This window comes from Streptomyces sp. NPDC002911, from assembly GCF_053591835.1.
This window is the reverse complement of record NZ_JBSFUO010000004.1, coordinates 216,087-233,473: the sequence shown is the minus strand read 5'-3', so window position 1 is coordinate 233,473 and position 17,387 is coordinate 216,087. Positions and strand designations below refer to the sequence as shown.

Below are 17,387 nucleotides of genomic sequence, written 5' to 3'. Positions count from 1 at the left end.
TCGCGTGGGCATCGAGAGCGACCAGCTGGTCTACGACTATCTCAGCCGGGTCGGTGACCTGGCGCAGCAGCAACAGCTGTCCTCGGGCGCCCGGATGAGACTCGTCGCGACGCTGCGGGGCGAGATCGACCGGCAGCGCGGCACGGACGGCTCGGACTCTGCGGCGGTGGTCCGGCGCATCATCGGCAGGCTCGGCGCACCCGGCGAACTCGTGGCCGCTGCCGCCGAGTCGGGCGATGGTGCGGTGCCGCTGCCGTCGCCCCGGCCGGATACGTCCACGGGCGAAGCAGGCTCGCGCGGGGCGCCCCGGGCGCGGCGGGGAGTGCTGCGGAAAGACGTGTCGCGCAAGGGCGCGTCGCCGGAGGCCAAGGAGGCCAAGGAGGCCAAAAAAGCCAGGAAGACCCGCCGCGCGGAGACCCGGAGCCCGGAGGTCGCAAGCGCCGAGCCCGGCCCCGGAGAACCGGTGCCCCTGGAACCGGCCCCCGACTGGCCGTCGGCGTCCGCGCCGCACATGGCGGGCCTGGACCAGGCCCCGTCCGGAGACGAGCCCGAGTGGTGGCGGATCGATCCGGGGCCCTTCGGCGAAGGCGGACAGGGCGAGCCGGGCGGGCCGGGAGCCCTGGGCTTCGGCACGGCCGTGCCGGGGTTCACGGGCGGACTGGAGAGCCCGGAGCTGTTCGGGAGGCCGAGCGCCCCGAAGGCCCCGGCGCCGCGCGCCCCGGTGGAGGCGGAGGAGCCCGGGCCGGCGGGGGGCGAGCAGGAGGCCGTACCGCCGCCGGTGCGCCGGCCCCGGCGGAAGCTGCGGCTGCCCCGCCCCAGGCGGGCCGCCGAGGGCGACGGGGCGGCCGTGCGGCCCCGGCTCTCGAACCCGCTGTTGCTGCTGGCCGCCGCGCTGCTGGTGGCCGGCGCCGTGCTCGGGTCGTGGCTGGCGCTCGCGGGAGGCTGGCTGCTGGCGTACAGCTCGCGCAAGTTCTCCCGGGCGGAGGCGAAGTGGGTCGCGCTGGGACTGCCGGGCGTGGTCGTGGCCGGGGCCTTCGTCTGGCTGTGGGGGCGCATGGAGGGCCGCTGGGGCGAACCCCTCGCCGCGGATGCGATGGGCGACGCGATGACGGACGTCTGGCCCGTGGTCGTGCGGGTGGCGGCGGTGGCGTCGGCGCTGTATCTGGTGTGGCGGGCGCGCAGACTGACGGGGTAGGAGGCGGCGGCACGCGGGCCGGCGGGGTGAGGGGCGGCGCCGAACGGGAATGTACGTTCGTACATTCTGAGGGGGTACGATCGTACGCATGCCGACGGACTACTTCGCCAACGATCCGCGCACCAACCTCGAGCGCATGCTCGCGGGCGACCTCTACGTCGCCGACGATCCGGAGATCGCCCGCCGCCAGCAGCGGGCGATGCGCCTCGCGGCCCGCTTCCAGGCCGCCTACACCGAGGATGCCGACGCGGCCCGGGCACTCCTGACCGAGCTGCTGGACTCCGTGGGCGAAGGCGTCGAGCTGAGGCCGCCGCTGTTCGTCGACTACGGCAGCAACATCACCATCGGCGCCCGCACCTTCGTCAACTACCACCTGACCGCGCTGGACGTCGCGCGCATCACCATCGGCGAGGACTGCCAGATCGGCCCCGGCGTCCAGCTCCTCACCCCGACCCACCCCGTGGAGCCGGGCCCCCGCCGGGAGAAGCTGGAAGCCGCGCTCCCCATCACCATCGGTGACAACGTCTGGCTCGGTGGCGGAGTCATCGTGTGCCCCGGGGTGACCATCGGCGACAACTCCGTGATCGGCGCGGGCGCCGTGGTCACGAAGGACATCCCCGCCGACGTCGTCGCCGTGGGCAACCCCGCCCGCGTAGTCCGCAGCGTCTGACCGCCCCGCCCCATGGCCACCGGACGCACGGATCCGCAGCGGCGCGAGCGCATCCTCGCCGCCACGCTCGACCACATCGCGGAGGAGGGTGTCGCCGGTGTCTCCCACCGCAAGATCGCCGGCCGCGCCGATGTCCCGCTGGGCTCGATGACGTATCACTTCGGTGGCATCGACGACCTGCTGCGGGAGGCCTTCACCCGCTTCGCCGACCACATCGTGGCCGTCTTCGAGCTGTACCTGGGCCGGGCCGACACCCCTGAGCAGGCCCGTGAGGCCGTCACCGACCTCATCCATGTGCTCTCGGAGGGGCCCCGCCGGGATCTCGTCCTCACCCAGGAGCTCTACACGCTGGCGGCCCGGCGCGACGAGTACCGCGAGCTCACGCACGCGTGGATGAACCGCAGCCGGCGGCTGCTGGAGCAGCACTTCGACCCGGACACCGCCCGTCAGCTGGACGCGCTGATCGAAGGGCTCGCCCTGCACCGGTCCCTCGACACCGAGCCGCAGGGCCGCGAGCTGACGCGGCTGGCGGTGCTACGGATGACCTCCGGCGCCTAGCCCGGAGGGCCTCCCCCGAACCGCCTGTGGGGTGCGGACCTGACACCGCACCCCACAGGCTTCAGCCCCTACTTCGTGAGGTCCGCCTCGAGCTCGTCCAGGATCTTGTCCGCCGCCGTGTAGCCGATGCCCTGGATCCACAACTCGTCCTCGACCGGGAACACCTTGCCGTTCTTCACCGCGGCCATGTTCTTCCACAGTCCGCTGCCCACGGTCTGCGTCTCCTTGGACTTCTTCGCGTCCCCGTACGTCGAGTGGAAGATGACGTCGGCGTCCGCCTGGTCGATCTCCTCCGGGCTGACGTCGTACGAGAAGCCGTCCTCGGCCTTGTCCACGATCGCGGGCCGGCCGAGGCCGACGTCGGCGAGGATCGTCGCGATGTAGTTCCGGCGGCCGTAGACGCGGATGTCCGCGCCCTCGACGAACCGCACCATGTTGACCTCGGTGGCCGCCGCCTTCTCCTTGCCGCCCAGCGCCTCGGTGACCTCACCGACGTGCGTGTCGTAGTCGGCGATGACCTTCTCGGCCGCCGGGACCTTGCCGAGCGCGTTGGCGTGGACCTGGAAGTTCTCCTTCCAGGGGTAGCCCGTGTTCTCCGTCATGACCGTCGGTGCGATCTTCGCCAGCTCGTCGTACGCGCCGCCGTGCCGGATCTTGCTGGTGAGGATCAGGTCGGGCCGGAGCGCCGCGATGGCCTCCAGATTCGGCGTCATCATCTCGCCGACGTCCTCGATGCCCGCGACCTCGCCCTTCGGCAGGTAGCTCAGGTAACCCGACTCCGTGCCGGTGTGCGTGGCACCGACCGGCTTCACGCCCAGAGTGAGCGCGGAGTCCAGCTCGGAGGTGTCCAGGACGACGACCCGCTTCGGCGCGACGGGGACCTTGATGTCGCCCATGGCCGTGGCGACCGTGTGCGTCCTGGCATCCGAGGAGGAGGCGGAGCCGTCGGTGCCGGAGCCGGACGACGAGCCGCAGGAGGTGACGGCCAGTGCGGCGGTCACGGCCAGCGAACCGGCGACGAGTACACGGGACGAGGAGGGCATGTCAGAGAGCCTTTCCGGAGGAGGACGGGGAGGACGGGGAGGACGGACACGGACTCCAGGGCGCGCCGGGTACGACGAGCGGCGAACCCGTGACCGGGTCCGGGACGACGACGGCGTCCAGGCCGAAGACCTCGCGGACGAGTCCGGCGGTGACGACGTCCCCGGGCCGCCCCTCGGCGACGATCCGGCCCGCCTTCATGGCGACGAGGTGGTCGGCGTACCGGGCGGCCTGGTTGAGGTCGTGCAGGACGGTGACGACGGTCCGCCCGCGGGTGCCGTCCGCCGCCGGAGCGGCGAGCCTGCGCACCAGGTCCAGGACCTCGACCTGGTGCGCGATGTCGAGATACGTCGTCGGCTCGTCCAGCAGCAGCAGATCTGTGTCCTGCGCGAGCGCCATCGCGATCCACACGCGCTGGCGCTGGCCCCCGGACAGTTCGTCCACCGGCCGGTCGCCGAGCGCGATGATGTCCGTACGCTCCATGGCGTCCGTCACCGCGCGCTCGTCCGCGTCCGACCACTGCTGCCACCAGCGCTGGTGCGGCTGGCGGCCCCGGGCGACCAGGTCGGACACGGTGATCGCCTCGGGTGCCACGGGCGTCTGCGGGAGCAGCCCGACGGACTGGGCGATCGTGCGGGTGGGGATGCGGGAGAGCTCCGTGCCGTCCAGGAGCACCGACCCGCCGGCCGGCTTCAGCAGCCGGCCGAGCGCCCGCAGGGTCGTCGACTTGCCGCAGGCGTTGGGGCCGACGATGACCGTCACGCACCCGTCGGGAACGGCCAGGTCCAGCTCGTGCACGACGGTGCGGTCCTCGTAGGCGAGGGTCAGGGCGCGTGCCGAGAGCCTCGTCGCCCTCGGGGTGGTCCTGCTGTCCGTGGAACGGGTCGTCGTCATGCGGTGCCTCCAGTGCGGCCGCCGTGGCCACGGATGATCAGCCAGATCAGATACGGGGCGCCGACCGCCGCCGTGAGCACACCCACCGGAAGCTCGGTGGGGGAGAAGAGCCTGCGGGCCAGCAGATCCGCGAAGACGACGGTCACGGCGCCGAGCAGCGCGGAACACAGCAGCGGGATCTGCGCCGTACGCGTCATCCGTCGGGCGATCTGCGGGGCGAGCAGCGCCACGAAGTCGACCGGCCCGGCCGTCCCCGTCGCCACCGACGCCAAAACCACGCCGAGGGCGACGAGCCCCAGCCGTACGCGCCCGAGGCGTACGCCCAGTGCCGTGGCGGTGTCGTCGTCCATCGAGACGGTGCGCTGCGCCCGGGCCGCCCACAGCACGGCGGGCAGCAGGACCAGGAGGGCCCAGCCGATCGGGGCGGCCTCGTCCCAGCCGCGGCCGTTGAGCGAACCCGTCATCCAGATCTGCGCCTGCTGGGCGACCAGGTGGTCGCCCTTCGTCAGGAACAGCGTCGTCACCGACCGCAGGGCGATCGCGAAGCCGATCCCGATGAGGACGAACCGGGTCGCGTGGAGCCCGCCGCGCCAGGCGAAGAGGTACACGAGCGCCGCGGCGGCGATGCCGCCGACGACGGAGAGGTAGGGCAGGACGGTGTACGAGGTGAGGCCGAAGGTCATCGCGCCGACCGTGAGCGCGCTCGCGCCCTGGCTGATGCCGATGATGTCGGGGCTGGCGAGCGGGTTGCGGGCGACGGACTGGATCAGCGCCCCGGCGACCCCGAACGCGGCGCCGACGAGCAGCCCCACGACCATGCGGGGCAGCCGCAGTGTGCCCACCACCAGTTCGTCCGGGGACGGCTGCCCGAATACGACCCGCAGGACATCCGCGGGCGCCACGAAGCTCTCGCCGACGCAGAGGTACGCGACACAGACCGCCGCCAGCAGGACGACGAGCGCCACCGCGACGAGCCCGGCCCGCCGGTGGAGCAGGAAGCGGCCCCGCTTCCCGACCCGCACGACACGGTAACCGGCGGGCCGGACCGGGGTCCGTGCGGGCACTGCCGTGTCCGCGCTCATGCGGGCACCGCCTTCCGGCGTACGAGGGTGACCAGGAACGGGACGCCGATCAGCGCCGTCATCACGCCCGCAGGGACCTCGCCGGGCGGGAACAGGACCCGGCCGACGACATCGGAGACCAGGAGCATCACGGGCCCGACGAGGGCCGCCATCGGCAGCACCCAGCGGTGGTCGCCGCCCACGATGGCGCGGGCGATGTGCGGGACCGCGAGACCGACGAAGGCGATCGGTCCGGCCGCCGCGACGCCCGCGCCGGTGAGCACGGTGGCGCCGATGCCGCCGACGATGCGGACGGCCGCCACGTTCTGCCCCAGGCCCTTCGCGACGTCCTCGCCCAGCGCCAGGGCGTCGAGCCCGCGCGCCACCGACAGCACGAGGACGGTGCCGATCAGCAGGAACGGCCAGATCTGCTGGGCGACCTGCGCCTCGCGGCCGGCGATCGAGCCCACCTGCCAGAAGCGGAACTCGTCGAGCGCCGACGCCTCGGTGGTGAGCACCGCCATGGTCACCGACACCAGCAGCGCGTTGATCGCGGCGCCGCCCAGCGCGAGTTTCACCGGCGTCGCACCGCCGCGGCCCCGGGAGGCGATGGCGTACACGGCGACGGACGCGACGGCGGCCCCCACGAACGCGAACCCCACATAGCCGGTGAGGGTGTGGACCCCGGCGTACGCGATGGCCAGGACGACGGCCACCGAGGCGCCCTGACTGATCCCGAGGATCCCCGGATCCGCGATGGGGTTACGGGTGATGCCCTGCAGCACCGTGCCCGCGAGGGCGAGCGCCGCACCGACCATCAGCCCGATCACGGTGCGCGGCACCCGCATCTGCCGGATCACCTCGGCGGCGTCGGAGTTCCCGCCGTGCAGCAGGGCGTCCAGGACCACGGTCGGCGCGATGGTCCGCGCACCCACGGCGAGGCTGAGCAGGACGGCGAGCAGCAGCGCGAAGAGGGCGGCGGCCGTCGCGAGCGCGCGTCTGGACAGGCGTGGAGCGGCTGCTGCCATCGGGACCAATCGGGTGAGCGCGGGCCGGGACGTGCACGGTTCAGGACATAAGGAGGTAAGGGTCGGCTAAGTCTACGTGTGCCCTGTGCGGCCGGGCAGGGACCTGCCTTGTCCGTACGCCGGTGGGTCCCCGCGCTGTGGGGCGGACCGGCCACCCGGTCCGGGGAGGTCGGCACAATGGGAACCATGCCTTCACCCACCCTGACGGTCGGTTTCGACCTCGACATGACCCTCATCGACTCCCGGCCCGGAATCAAGGCCGCCTACGAGACACTGGCCGCCGAGACGGGTGTGTACATAGACACCGGCCTGGTCGTCAGCCGGCTCGGCCCGCCGCTCCAGGACGAGATGCGGAACTGGTTCCCGGCCGACGCGGTCGCCGGGGCGTGCGACCGGTACCGCGCGATCTACCCGGACACGGCGATCACACCGACGACCGCGCTCCCCGGCGCCCGGGAGGCCGTCGAGGCCGTCCAGGAGCTCGGCGGGCGGGCGATGGTCGTCACCGCGAAGTACGAGCCGAACGCCAAGCTGCACCTCGCACACCTCGGTATCGCCGCGGACGTGCTGGTCGGCGGGCTCTGGGCCGAGGGCAAGGCGGAGGCGCTCCTGGAGCACGGCGCGCGGGTCTACGTCGGCGACCACACCGGAGACGTCCGGGGAGCGCGCGCGGCGGGCGCCCTGTCGGTCGGTGTCACCACCGGCCCGTGCGACGAGGAGGAGCTGCGGGCGGCCGGAGCCGACGTGATCCTGCCGGACCTCACGGCGTTCCCCGCGTGGCTGCGGACCTTCGCGGCGGCGTGAGCGCCGCTACCTCGCGGCGGCGCGCTTCGGGGAGTTCTGCCACACCGACCGCACCACCCCCGCGGCCGCGATGAGGAAGCCCAGACCCATCAGCATGCACACCGCGTAGGCGATGGACGGGAACGGGTCGGTGCCCAGGAACAGTGGGGCCACGGTGACCAGAGTGGCCAGTGCGCCGATGAAGAAGACGATCGCGCCGACCTGTACGAGCCGGTCGCCTGCGCCGGAAGGAGTAGTACTCACCCGGTCAGGGTAGTTCCCAGCTCGGCGGAACCATTCGGCGACGTCTTGTGTCCGGCCCCTGGGCCATTAGCCTGGGGGATGGCGGGTCGGAGGACCCGCTGTACTGCTATCAGGAGCCGCATCGCGGCTCTCCCGCACCGACGAGTACGAGGACGAGGACAGACGTGCCCACGGGTAAGGTCAAATGGTTCAATTCGGAGAAGGGCTTCGGCTTTCTTTCGCGCGACGACGGCGCCGACGTCTTCGTCCATTCCTCCGTACTCCCGGCCGGCGTCGACGCGCTCAAGCCCGGCCAGCGCGTCGAGTTCGGTGTGGTCGCGGGCCAGCGCGGTGACCAGGCCCTTTCCGTTGTGGTCCTCGACCCCACACCGTCGCTCGCCGCCGCACAGCGGCGCAAGCCGGACGAGCTGGCCTCGATCGTGCAGGACCTGACGACGGTGCTGGAGAACATCACGCCGATGCTGGAGCGGGGCCGCTACCCCGACAAGGCCGCGGGCGCCAAGGTGGCCGGCCTGCTGAGGGCGGTCGCCGACCAGCTCGACGTCTGACGGGCGGCCGGGCCCGCGCGGCCCGGCCCTCGCGGTCAGCGCCCGGCGACGGAGAGGGCGTCCGGGGCCAGCGCCGGTACGAGGCCCTCGGCCGCCGCCCGGGTCAGCAGGCCGCGGATCGCCGCGTAGCCGTTCTCGCCGAGGTCGGCGGTGAATTCGTTCACGTAGAGCCCGATGTGCTGGTCGGCCACGGCCGGGTCCATCTCCTGGGCGTGTTCCAGGACGTACGGACGCGAACGCTCCGGGTCGTCCCAGGCCATCCGCACCGACGTACGGATCGACTCCGACAGCCGGTTCAGCGTCTCCTCGCCCAGCGAGCGCTTGGCGATGATCGCGCCGAGCGGGATCGGCAGGCCGGTGGTCGACTCCCAGTGCTCGCCCATGTCGGCGAGGCTGTGCAGGCCGTAGTTCCGGTACGTGAAACGGGCCTCGTGGATCACCAGCCCGGCGTCCACCCGGCCGTCCCGCACCGCGGGCATGATCTCGTCGAACGGCATGACGGCGATCTCGCCCACGCCGTCCGGGACGACCTCGGCCGCCCACAGCCGGAACAGCAGATAGGCCGTGGAGCGCTCGCTCGGCACGGCGACGGTCTTCCCCGTCAGGTCCGCGCCCGGCTCCCGAGTGAGGACGAGCGGCCCGCAGCCGCGCCCGAGCGCCCCGCCGCACGGCAGCAGGGCGTACTCGTCGAGCACCCATGGCAGGACGGCGTACGACACCTTCAGCACGTCGAGCTCGCCGCGCTCGGCCATGCCGTTGGTGAGGTCGATGTCGGCGAAGGTGACGTCGAGGGCGGGCGCGCCGGGGACCCTTCCGTGCGCCCAGGCGTCGAAGACGAAGGTGTCGTTCGGGCACGGCGAGAAGGCGATCCGCAGCGCGGGAAGCGGTGCGCCGGCGGAGCCGGGCGCGGTGTCAGTCACGGTGTCGGTCGAGTCGGTCATGCCGGTTCCAACTTTCCACTACGGGTGCGGTCTTCCCGAACGCCTCGGTGAGTGCTGCCAGGGCCTCGCCGATGCGCCAGGCCTCGCGGTCGCGCGGCCCCACGGTGTTCGAGACGGCCCGGAGCTCCAGCGCCGGCACGCCGAACCTGTCGGCGGCCTCCGCGACGCCGAAGCCCTCCATGGCCTCGGCGACGGCTCCGGGATGCGCGGCCAGCAGAGCGGCGGTGCGGGCCGCGCTGCCGGTCACGGTGGAGACGGTGAGGACGGGGCCCGGCACGGCGCCGGTGGCCCGGACCACGTCCCGTACGAGGGTTTCGGGCGGCAGGAAGGTGTCCCTGCCGAATCCGAGACCGGTGACGGGCACGAAGCCGTCCGGGGTCTCCGCGCCCAGGTCCGCGGCGACGATGCCGGTCGCCACGACGAGGGAGCCGACGCCGGCGGCGGGTGCGAACCCGCCGCCGATGCCGGCCGAGACGACGGCCGTGTACGGCGACGAGGCGGGCGCGGCGGCGAGGGCGAAGGCCGTGGCGGCCGCCGCGGCGGCCGGACCCGCGCCGCCCGCGAGGACGTCGAACGGGCCGGCCCGGTGCAGCTCGGCGCCCCGCACCTCGTGGACCTCCGGATCACCTCCGAAAGCACGCGTGACCGCGTCCCTTTCGGCAGGGACAGCGGTCACGACAAGCACCCGCACAGCGGTGGTCCTCGGGGTCAGAGGGTCAGTCAGGGGTCAGACGCAGGTCACGACGTCTTGGTGAGCTGGAAGTGCCAGATGCCCGTGAGCTTCTGCCCCTCGGTCTCGACGATGCTGACCTGCGTCTTGTCCGCCGTGCTCTCGCCCGTCTGGCTGGCGAAGAAGGCGCTGCCGGGAATCGACCGGTAGGTCCCCTTGTAGGGTTCCTGCTCGGCCTGCTGGCCGTTGATGAACAGGGTCCAGCCCTTTTCGGCGACCTCGGGGTCGACGCCGAAGCGGACCTTGTCGTCCATCGCGACCTTGACGGACTTCTCCGCCTTCTTGTTCAGGCAGCCCTGGATCTCGGACTCCTTGAGGGCCTTGCCGTCGTTGTAGCAGGACGCCTCGGTGTTCACCGAGTCCCCGCCGACCGTCACGGTGGCGAGCGGCGTCGGCTTGTCGCAGGCGGACAGGACAAGGAGTCCCGCGGACACGGCACCAAGAGCGACGCCGATTCGACGGCCCTTACCGGAGAAGAACGCAACGGTCATGCGCCGAAGGTTATCGGTCGCCGCCGCTCACGCCGCGCGGGGGTGGGGCGAGCCGCGCCGCGCGGCCCCCAGGAGACCCCGTACGGAGGCAGCGGCGCCGAGGGCGAGGAGCCCGGCGGCGACGGACATACCGAGTGCTCCGCTGAGGGGGAGCGCGATGCCGATCGCACCGCCGACGACCCAGGACATCTGGAGCAGCGTCTCCGAGCGGGCGAAGGCCGACGTACGCACCTCCTCCGGCACATCGCGCTGGATCATCGCGTCCAGCGACAGCTTCGACAGGGCCTGCGTGAAACCGGCGACCGCGGCGAGAGCGGCGACCATGACGGTGCTGAAGAACGCCGCCGCGAGCACGGCGGCCCCCAGGGCGAGCCCCAGCACCGTCGCGACGATCACCTCGGGGCCGCGTGCCCTGAGCCAGGAGCCCACCGCCGTACCGCAGGCGTTTCCGGTACCGGCCGCGACGCCGACGATGCCGAGGGAGACGGCGGCGCTCTGCCCGGCCAGGGGGTGCTCGCGCAGCAGGAACGCCAGGAAGAAGATGAGGAAGCCGGAGAGCGCGCGGTGCGCTGCGTTCGCCTGGAGGCCGTGCAGGACGGAGGGCCCCACGGACCGCAGCCCCGGTGGCTTCTCCCGCCCGTTCCGCCTGCCGGTTCTCGTGCTGCCGCTCCGGCCGTCCCTGGCCTTGCCGCCGGGGGCGGCCGGGTGGGCCGGGTGGGCCGGGTGGGCCGCCTGCTCGTGCGGGACGACGAGACGGGCCTTGCGCTCGCCCTTCGCGGAGTCGACCTTGTGGGGCAGCGTGAAGGCGAGGAAGGTCCCGCCGAGGAAGATCGCGCAGGCGCCGTAGAGCGGCCAGGGGGACCCGATGCTCTGGAGCCCCGCCCCGATCGGCGCCGCGACACCGGTGGCCAGCAGCCCGGCCAGGGTCACCCGCGAATTCGCCTTCACCAGGGAGAAGCGGGGTGGCAGGAGGCGGGGCACGACGGCACTGCGCACCACCCCGTACGCCTTCGAGCTGACCAGGACACCCAGGGCCGCCGGATAGAGCTCGAGGCCGCCCGTGGCCACCGCGCCCGACATCGTGATCGCGAGCACCGCCCGGGCGAACATCGCGCCGGCCATCGCGGCGCGGCGGCCGTGCGGCAGACGGTCCAGGAGGGGGCCGATCACCGGGGCGAGCAGGGTGAAGGGGGCCATCGTCACAGCGAGGTAGAGAGCGACGCGCCCGCGTGCCTCGTCCGTCGGCACGGAGAAGAACACCGTGGAGGCGAGCGCCACGGTGATCATGACGTCACCGGCGCCGTTGACCGCGTGCAGCTCGATCAGCTTGCCGAGACCGGACTCGCCCGCCCCATGGGCGTGGGTCGCTTTCCGGATTCCCCGCGCGGTGCCCGTGAACGGGGCCCGCAGGGCACGGCCCATCGCCCGGCCCACCCTGCGGAGCGGACCGGATCCGTCGGACGACCTGGCGGCAACCACGTGGTCATAGTGCCCCACCCCCTGCCCGTACGAACCCATGATCGGGCCGGGGCGCGGCGGCGACCGCTCCGTCGGGTGAGTCGTCACGGCCGGGAAACGGCCGGCACACACCACCGATCCCGGGCGAATCGGCCCTCTCCGGCGGCGGGTCCACCATCTGTCCGGAGGCGGTTCCCGCCTGTTTGGGACGGGCAGGTGGGCGTGGGGCGGCGAAGAGGGTAGCGTGCACTCACGCGCCACCGGCGGTTGTTCTTGGCCGCGCGCCTCTCCGCGATCCCGCAGAATGGGTGGCAGAAGGCGCGCCCGAGGCAGGCACAACGGGTGTGGACGTCGACGCGGCCCCCAGGTCCGCTCCGCTCACAACTGTCATGGCCGAAATCGGACATCGATGGAGCTGCTGGCGCGCTCGTGAGACGGCGTATGGAGAGAAGCGAGACCTGTGAGTGCTGCGACGACGACGCGAAGCCGTACGGCCCGTACCCCCGCCCCTGACCGTCTGTGCGCCGAGGCGGTAGACCTCGCACGCGCGGCGGCGGAGGAAGCCGCCGCGCCAGGAGTGGTGGGTGAACATGTGGCCCTGGTCTCCGAAGGGGACCGGGTCGTCACCCACTACTTCGAGTCCAAGGAGCCCGGCTACCGGGGCTGGCGCTGGGCGGTGACGGTCGCCAGGGCCTCCCGCGCCAAGAACGTCACCCTTGACGAAACGGTGCTGCTGCCCGGATCCGACGCGCTCCTCGCCCCCGAGTGGGTGCCCTGGAGCGAGCGGCTGCGCCCCGGAGACATGGGCCCCGGCGACCTCCTGCCCACCGAGGCGGAGGACCCGCGCCTGGAGCCCGGCTGGACGGGCGAGGACGAGCCCCTGCCGAACAGTGCCGTCTCCGAGGTGTCACAGGAGCTGGCCGCCCTCGCCGACGTGGAGGACGCGGAGCTCACGGCACCGCCCGCGACGAGCCGCGGCTCGATCGCCGCGGTCGCCGACGAGCTCGGCACGCGGCGTGCGCGGGTGCTGTCCCGGTACGGGCTGCGGCTGGCGGCGGACCGGTGGGACGAGGAGTTCGGCGCGAAGACGCCCATGGCGCAGGCGGCGCCGGCGTCCTGCGTCACCTGTGCGTTCCTGGTGCCGATGGCGGGCTCGCTGAAGCAGGCCTTCGGAGTCTGCGCGAACGAGTTCGCCCCGGCGGACGGCCGGGTGGTCTCCCTGTCGTACGGCTGCGGGGGGCACTCCGAGGCGGCGGTCATGCCGAAGCCGCCGAAGCCGACCCCGCATGCGATGGACACGATGCGGGTGGACGACTATTCGCTGCGTCCGGCGGGCGACTCAGGCTCGGTCCCGGCCCAGCCGGACGGCTCGACGGAGGACCTGGGCCACTCCTGACTCCGCAGGCCAGGGCGGGGGGTGATCACCGTCCCCCCGGTCGCGGTACCTTCGGGCGCACACTGGGCGTCACGGGTCACCGGAAGAGCGGAGTACGAGCGTGGGCATGAATGCGACCGAGGGGGCCGATCCGTTCGGGACGGCGCGACTGCGGCGCGGCGTGCTCGACGCCTGGGGCGCCGGCCCCGCCCGCTTCCGGGAGGACGCCAACGCCGAGGAGGACCTCGCCCTGGGCGGCTACCGCGACCGCCTGGTCGTCGAGCTGGCCCAGAACGCCGCGGACGCCGCCGCCCGCGCCGGTGTCCCCGGCCGGCTGCGCCTCACCCTGCACGAGGCGGGTGGCGAAGGCCCCACGGTCCTCGCCGCCGCCAACACCGGCGCGCCCCTCGACGCGACGGGCGTCGAGTCGCTGAGCACGCTGCGGGCCTCCGCCAAACGTGAGGGCCACGAGTCGGCCGTCGGCCGCTTCGGCGTCGGCTTCGCCGCCGTGCTGGCCGTCAGTGACGAACCCGCCGTCGTCGGCCGCCACGGCGGTGTCCGCTGGTCCCTCGCGGAGGCCCGCGACCTCGCGCGGCAGGCGGCCGTCGGCAGCCCCGGCCTCGGTGACGAGCTGCGCCGCCGCGACGGACACGTACCGCTGCTCAGGCTTCCGCTGCCCGCCGAGGGCACCGCTCCCGACGGTTACGACACCGTCGTCGTCCTGCCGCTCCGCGACGGCGTCGCCGAGGACCTCGTGGGCAGGCTCCTCGACGGCGTGGACGACGCGCTGCTCCTGACGCTGTCCGGCCTCGACGAGGTCGTGATCGAGACCTCCGGCGGCGTACGCACGCTGCGCCGCTCGCAGCACGGCCCGTACACGCACATCGACGACTCGGCGCACGGCCTGCACCGCTGGCGCAGCGTCGCGGGCAGCGGCGCCCTGGAGCCCGCTCTGCTGGCCGACCGGCCCGTCGAGGAACGGCTGCGTCCGTACTGGTCGGTGACGTGGGCCGTGCCCGTCGACGAGGACGGGGCGCCCCAGCACCCCCGTACGGCGCCCGTCGTGCACGCGCCGACCCCCACCGACGAACCTCTCGGCGTCCCCGCGCTGCTCATCGCCTCGCTGCCGCTCGACACCACCCGTCGGCACCCCGCGCCGGGACCGCTGACCGACTTCCTCGTGGAGCGCGCGGCCGACGCGTACGCCGAGCTGCTGGCCGGCTGGGAACCCCTCTCCGTGGCCACCATCGCCCTGGTACCGGGTGTGCTCGGCAAGGGGCAGCTCGACGGCGCGCTGCGCGCCGCGATCCTGGAACGGCTGCCCCGGGTCGCCTTCCTGGAGCCCGCCGCTCCCCGGGACCCGGCCGAGGCGGCGGCCCCGTGGGACGACTGGGACGGAGCCGGGGCCCCGCGCCCCGGGACGACCGCGCTGCGGCCGGTCGAGGCCGAAGTGGTCGAGGGCGTGGGTGACGCGACCGTACAGGTCCTCGCCGAGGTTCTGCCCTGTCTGCTGCCCGCCGGTCTGGAGCGCCGCGTCGAGCTGCGCGCGCTGGGCGTCGCCCGTGTCCCGCTGACCGAGGCCATCGACCGGCTGGCCGGGCTGGAGCGCGACCCGGACTGGTGGAGGCGGCTGTACGACAGCCTGGCCGGCGTCGACCCCGACCGGCTCTCCGGGCTGCCCGTGCCCCTCGCGGGCTCCGGGGACACGCCCCGCACCACCATCGGCCCCCGCCAGGTCCTCCTGCCGCTGCCGGACGCGCTGACCTCCCCCGTTCTCGGCCGCCTGGCACGGCTCGGGCTGAAGGTGGCCCACCCGGACGCCGCTCATCCCCTCCTGGAGAAGCTGGGCGCCCTGCCCGCCACCCCCCGCGCCGTCCTGACGACCCCGCAGGTCCGGGCCGCCGTCGCCGGTTCGCTGGAGGCGGGCGAGGTGTGGGACGAGGACGCGCTGGACGCCGACGAGCTCGCCGAGACCGTCCTCACGCTCGTGCGCGACGCCGACCTCGCGCCCGGCGACGAGCCCTGGCTGGGCGCGCTCGCCCTGCCCGACGAGGACGGCGAACCCGCGCCTGCCGGTGAACTCGTGCTGCCGGAAAGCCCGTTCGCCCAGGTGATGCGTGAGGGTGAACTCGCTCTGTGCGACGCGGAGCTGGCCGAGCGCTGGGGCGAACAGCCGCTGACCGCCTGCGGGGTGCTGGCCACCTTCGCTCTCGTACGGGCCACCGACGTGGTCCTGGACCCGGATGAACTGGAGCCCCGCGACACCGACTTCGCCGAGCCGGACGACGCCGGTCTGCTCGACGCCGTCGACGTGTGGTGCGAGGACGTCCTGGACCAGCTCCCGGACACCCCGGTGCCGCCGGTCGCCACCGAGATCGTCGCCGTACGCGACCTCGACCTCGTCGACGACGACGCCTGGCCGCAGGCACTGGCGATGCTCGCCCGCCCACCGCTGCGCGACGCGCTGACCCAGCCGGTACGGGTGCTGCTCCCGGACGGTACGACGCAGTCCGTGCGGCCCTACACCGCATGGTGGCTGCGCGATCACCCCGTGCTCGACGGCCGCCGACCGGCCGGGCTGCGCGCGGCGGGTGGCGACCCACGGCTGGCAGGCCTGTACGACTCCGCCGACGCGACGGGTTTCGACGACGCACAGGTGCTGCGCGCCCTCGGCGTACGGACATCGGTGGCCGCGCTCCTGGACGAGCCGGGCGGGGCGGCCGAGCTGCTGGGCCGGCTCGCCGACGAGGAGCGTCCCGTCGGTCCCGTACAGCTGCATTCGCTGTACACGGCGCTCGCCGAGCTGGATCCGGAACAGGTCACGCTGCCTGATGAGTTGCGGGCCGTCGTGGACGACGAGGTGCGGGTCGCCGACGCGGCGGACGTCGTGATCGCCGACGCCCCCGACCTGCTGCCGCTGGCCGGCGGCCTCCCGCTGCTGCCGGTGGCCCCCGCGCGGGCGGCCGAGCTGGCGGATCTGCTCCAGGTGCGGCGGCTCGGCGAGAGCGTCGAGGCCGTGGTGACGTCGGAGGGCGAGGAGCACCAGGTGCCGGAGTCCGTACGGATCCTGCTCGGTGCCGGGACCCCCGACACCTACGTCGAGCACGGCGAACTGCGCGCCGGTGGGGTGGAGCTGGACTGGCGCCGCACCCCGGACGGGGTGGTCCACGCGTCCACGGTGGAGGGCGTGGCAGCCGGCCTCGCCTGGGCGGCCGGCCAGTGGCCGCGCCGCTTCGAAGTGGCGGCCCTGCTGGAGGACCCGTCCCGTACGGAGGAGCTGGCCAGGGACCGCTGGTTCGACTGAACGGCCCGCCGCCCGGGCTCACAGCTTTCATGTAGGTGATCTTCACGAAAAAGTCACCCAGCGAGCACAACCTTTCACACCTGTTCGCTGTCTGTTCGTGCGAGTCACCAGACTCATCGACCAGATGGGACCTGCCGGGAGAGCACCACCCCGGCGGGTCCCCTGCTCCACAGGGGACCACATGCGTATTCGTGCCACCGTCGCCGCTGTTTCCGGCGCCCTGGCTCTGTCCGCTCTCGCCGTTCCGGCGGCGCAGGCGAGTGACCAGGCGGTTCCGAGCCTGGACAAGCCGACCGCCGCCGAGGTCTTCGGCTCCGGCGCCAAGGCCCCTCGCGCGGCGGCCCGCGCCGCTGCGACGACCCCGGTGATCTCGAAGGTCGTCATCAACGGCGGCAAGGACATCGTCGTCGGCACCACGGCCGCGAAGAAGATCACCGTCTCCGTCACCGCCTCCCACCCGTCGGGCATAGCCGACGGCCACATCGACCTGTGGCACGGGACGTCTTCCGAACTCGACGGGCTGCTGGTCCCGAACGAGGACGCTGCCACCTGCACGAACTCCAGTGCCACGACCGCCACCTGCAAGCTGACGATCACGATCCTCCCCGGCTACGACCTGTACAAGAACGCGCTGGCCGGTACCTGGAACGTGACCGCGGGCGCCCTCGCGGGTGATCAGAGCGACTTCGCGTGGAACGACTACCAGACCAAGGCCCGTGTCCAGCGCCTCTCGAAGCTGACCGTCAACGCCGCGCCGGAGCCGGTCAAGAAGGGCAAGACCATCACGGTCACCGGCAAGCTCTCGCGCGCCAACTGGGAGACCGGCACCTACAAGGGCTACACCGTGCAGCCCGTCAAGCTGCAGTTCCGCAAGAAGACCAGCAGCACCTACACCACCCTCAAGACCGTCAAGTCGAACAGCACCGGTGCGCTGAAGACCACGGCCAAGGCCTCGGTGGACGGCTACTGGCGCTACAGCTTCGCCGGCACGTCGACCACCCCGGCCGTCACGACCGCGGGTGACTTCGTCGACGTGAAGTAGACAG

General features: G+C 73.0%; 17 protein-coding genes. 8 read left to right on the top strand and 9 right to left on the bottom strand.

The annotated features are described in order from the left end of the window. Positions 1-4: 4 nt before the first annotated feature. The 3 genes from ACWD04_RS08925 to ACWD04_RS08915 all read left to right on the top strand — a co-directional run bounded on the left by ACWD04_RS08925 (position 5) and on the right by ACWD04_RS08915 (position 2,423). The gene (locus tag ACWD04_RS08925; protein ID WP_451129629.1) at positions 5-1,195 is read left to right on the top strand and encodes a hypothetical protein; all 1,191 of its coding nucleotides are present in this window, start codon (positions 5-7) and stop codon (positions 1,193-1,195) included. Positions 1,196-1,283: 88 nt separating this feature from the next. After that, positions 1,284-1,865 carry a sugar O-acetyltransferase gene (locus ACWD04_RS08920; RefSeq protein ID WP_451129627.1) on the top strand — a complete coding sequence of 194 codons (582 nt, stop codon included), beginning with the start codon at positions 1,284-1,286 and terminating at the stop codon, positions 1,863-1,865. Between the two features lie 12 nt (positions 1,866-1,877). Further along, on the top strand, positions 1,878-2,423 hold the full coding sequence (locus tag ACWD04_RS08915) for a TetR/AcrR family transcriptional regulator (RefSeq protein WP_451129625.1): 546 nt from the start codon (positions 1,878-1,880) through the stop codon (positions 2,421-2,423). A 68-nt stretch (positions 2,424-2,491) separates the two neighbouring features. On the opposite strand, the gene ACWD04_RS08910 is transcribed toward ACWD04_RS08915, so the two are convergent. Genes ACWD04_RS08910 through ACWD04_RS08895 form a run of 4 tightly spaced genes read right to left on the bottom strand, consistent with a single transcriptional unit; the run spans position 2,492 to position 6,447 of the window. Beyond that, positions 2,492-3,466 carry an ABC transporter substrate-binding protein gene (locus ACWD04_RS08910; RefSeq protein ID WP_451129623.1) on the bottom strand — a complete coding sequence of 325 codons (975 nt, stop codon included), beginning with the start codon at positions 3,464-3,466 and terminating at the stop codon, positions 2,492-2,494. A gap of 1 nt (position 3,467) precedes the next feature. After that, complete coding sequence (locus ACWD04_RS08905) at positions 3,468-4,358, bottom strand: ABC transporter ATP-binding protein (protein WP_451129621.1); 891 nt, start codon at positions 4,356-4,358, stop codon at positions 3,468-3,470. Then, a complete protein-coding gene (locus tag ACWD04_RS08900) occupies positions 4,355-5,440 on the bottom strand; it encodes a FecCD family ABC transporter permease (protein ID WP_451129619.1) in 1,086 nt (361 codons plus the stop codon). Before ACWD04_RS08900 ends, ACWD04_RS08905 begins: the two co-directional genes overlap by 4 nt. Further along, positions 5,437-6,447 (bottom strand): FecCD family ABC transporter permease, encoded by a 1,011-nt coding sequence (locus ACWD04_RS08895; RefSeq protein ID WP_451129617.1) that lies wholly within the window; start codon positions 6,445-6,447, stop codon positions 5,437-5,439. The genes ACWD04_RS08900 and ACWD04_RS08895 overlap by 4 nt, the downstream gene beginning before the upstream one ends. Positions 6,448-6,633: 186 nt before the next feature. Between ACWD04_RS08895 and ACWD04_RS08890 the strand changes: the two genes are divergently transcribed. Then, a complete protein-coding gene (locus tag ACWD04_RS08890; RefSeq protein WP_451129615.1) occupies positions 6,634-7,251 on the top strand; it encodes an HAD family hydrolase in 618 nt (205 codons plus the stop codon). A gap of 6 nt (positions 7,252-7,257) precedes the next feature. Here the strand turns inward: ACWD04_RS08890 and ACWD04_RS08885 are convergent, their stop codons facing one another. After that, positions 7,258-7,494, bottom strand: a complete 237-nt coding sequence (locus ACWD04_RS08885) for a hypothetical protein (RefSeq protein WP_451129613.1) — start codon at positions 7,492-7,494, stop codon at positions 7,258-7,260. A 164-nt stretch (positions 7,495-7,658) separates the two neighbouring features. Between ACWD04_RS08885 and ACWD04_RS08880 the strand changes: the two genes are divergently transcribed. Then, complete coding sequence (locus tag ACWD04_RS08880; protein WP_451129611.1) at positions 7,659-8,042, top strand: cold-shock protein; 384 nt, start codon at positions 7,659-7,661, stop codon at positions 8,040-8,042. 35 nt (positions 8,043-8,077) lie between these two features. On the opposite strand, the gene ACWD04_RS08875 is transcribed toward ACWD04_RS08880, so the two are convergent. From ACWD04_RS08875 to ACWD04_RS08860, 4 genes are read right to left on the bottom strand one after another with little or no spacing between them, the layout of a single operon-like run. Then, positions 8,078-8,983, bottom strand: a complete 906-nt coding sequence (locus ACWD04_RS08875) for a 1,4-dihydroxy-6-naphthoate synthase (protein ID WP_451129609.1) — start codon at positions 8,981-8,983, stop codon at positions 8,078-8,080. Further along, positions 8,955-9,674, bottom strand: coding sequence for a futalosine hydrolase (locus ACWD04_RS08870; RefSeq protein ID WP_451129607.1), 720 nt, complete (start codon positions 9,672-9,674; stop codon positions 8,955-8,957). Before ACWD04_RS08870 ends, ACWD04_RS08875 begins: the two co-directional genes overlap by 29 nt. A gap of 47 nt (positions 9,675-9,721) precedes the next feature. Then, the gene (locus ACWD04_RS08865) at positions 9,722-10,204 is read right to left on the bottom strand and encodes a DUF2771 domain-containing protein (RefSeq protein WP_451129605.1); all 483 of its coding nucleotides are present in this window, start codon (positions 10,202-10,204) and stop codon (positions 9,722-9,724) included. A 27-nt stretch (positions 10,205-10,231) separates the two neighbouring features. Next, the gene (locus tag ACWD04_RS08860; protein ID WP_451129603.1) at positions 10,232-11,683 is read right to left on the bottom strand and encodes an MFS transporter; all 1,452 of its coding nucleotides are present in this window, start codon (positions 11,681-11,683) and stop codon (positions 10,232-10,234) included. Between the two features lie 439 nt (positions 11,684-12,122). On the opposite strand from ACWD04_RS08860, the gene ACWD04_RS08855 reads away from it, so the two are divergent. The 3 genes from ACWD04_RS08855 to ACWD04_RS08845 all read left to right on the top strand — a co-directional run bounded on the left by ACWD04_RS08855 (position 12,123) and on the right by ACWD04_RS08845 (position 17,383). Continuing rightward, positions 12,123-13,058 (top strand): DUF3027 domain-containing protein, encoded by a 936-nt coding sequence (locus ACWD04_RS08855; RefSeq protein WP_451129601.1) that lies wholly within the window; start codon positions 12,123-12,125, stop codon positions 13,056-13,058. Between the two features lie 106 nt (positions 13,059-13,164). Then, positions 13,165-16,341 carry a sacsin N-terminal ATP-binding-like domain-containing protein gene (locus ACWD04_RS08850; protein WP_451129599.1) on the top strand — a complete coding sequence of 1,059 codons (3,177 nt, stop codon included), beginning with the start codon at positions 13,165-13,167 and terminating at the stop codon, positions 16,339-16,341. Positions 16,342-16,522: 181 nt separating this feature from the next. Then, the gene (locus tag ACWD04_RS08845; protein ID WP_451129598.1) at positions 16,523-17,383 is read left to right on the top strand and encodes a DUF5707 domain-containing protein; all 861 of its coding nucleotides are present in this window, start codon (positions 16,523-16,525) and stop codon (positions 17,381-17,383) included. Positions 17,384-17,387 lie beyond the last annotated feature (4 nt).

Excerpts from the sequence above, each read along its gene's own strand:
- ACWD04_RS08910 (WP_451129623.1), bottom strand. The coding sequence starts at position 3,466 with ATGCCCTCCTCGTCCCGTGTACTCGTCGCCGGTTCGCTGGCCGTGACC.
- ACWD04_RS08890 (WP_451129615.1), top strand. The coding sequence starts at position 6,634 with ATGCCTTCACCCACCCTGACGGTCGGTTTCGACCTCGACATGACCCTC.
- ACWD04_RS08920 (WP_451129627.1), top strand. The coding sequence starts at position 1,284 with ATGCCGACGGACTACTTCGCCAACGATCCGCGCACCAACCTCGAGCGC.
- ACWD04_RS08850 (WP_451129599.1), top strand. The coding sequence starts at position 13,165 with ATGAATGCGACCGAGGGGGCCGATCCGTTCGGGACGGCGCGACTGCGG.
- ACWD04_RS08915 (WP_451129625.1), top strand. The coding sequence starts at position 1,878 with ATGGCCACCGGACGCACGGATCCGCAGCGGCGCGAGCGCATCCTCGCC.
- ACWD04_RS08900 (WP_451129619.1), bottom strand. The coding sequence starts at position 5,440 with ATGAGCGCGGACACGGCAGTGCCCGCACGGACCCCGGTCCGGCCCGCC.
- ACWD04_RS08865 (WP_451129605.1), bottom strand. The coding sequence starts at position 10,204 with ATGACCGTTGCGTTCTTCTCCGGTAAGGGCCGTCGAATCGGCGTCGCT.
- ACWD04_RS08905 (WP_451129621.1), bottom strand. The coding sequence starts at position 4,358 with ATGACGACGACCCGTTCCACGGACAGCAGGACCACCCCGAGGGCGACG.
- ACWD04_RS08845 (WP_451129598.1), top strand. The coding sequence starts at position 16,523 with ATGCGTATTCGTGCCACCGTCGCCGCTGTTTCCGGCGCCCTGGCTCTG.
- ACWD04_RS08875 (WP_451129609.1), bottom strand. The coding sequence starts at position 8,983 with ATGACCGACTCGACCGACACCGTGACTGACACCGCGCCCGGCTCCGCC.
- ACWD04_RS08895 (WP_451129617.1), bottom strand. The coding sequence starts at position 6,447 with ATGGCAGCAGCCGCTCCACGCCTGTCCAGACGCGCGCTCGCGACGGCC.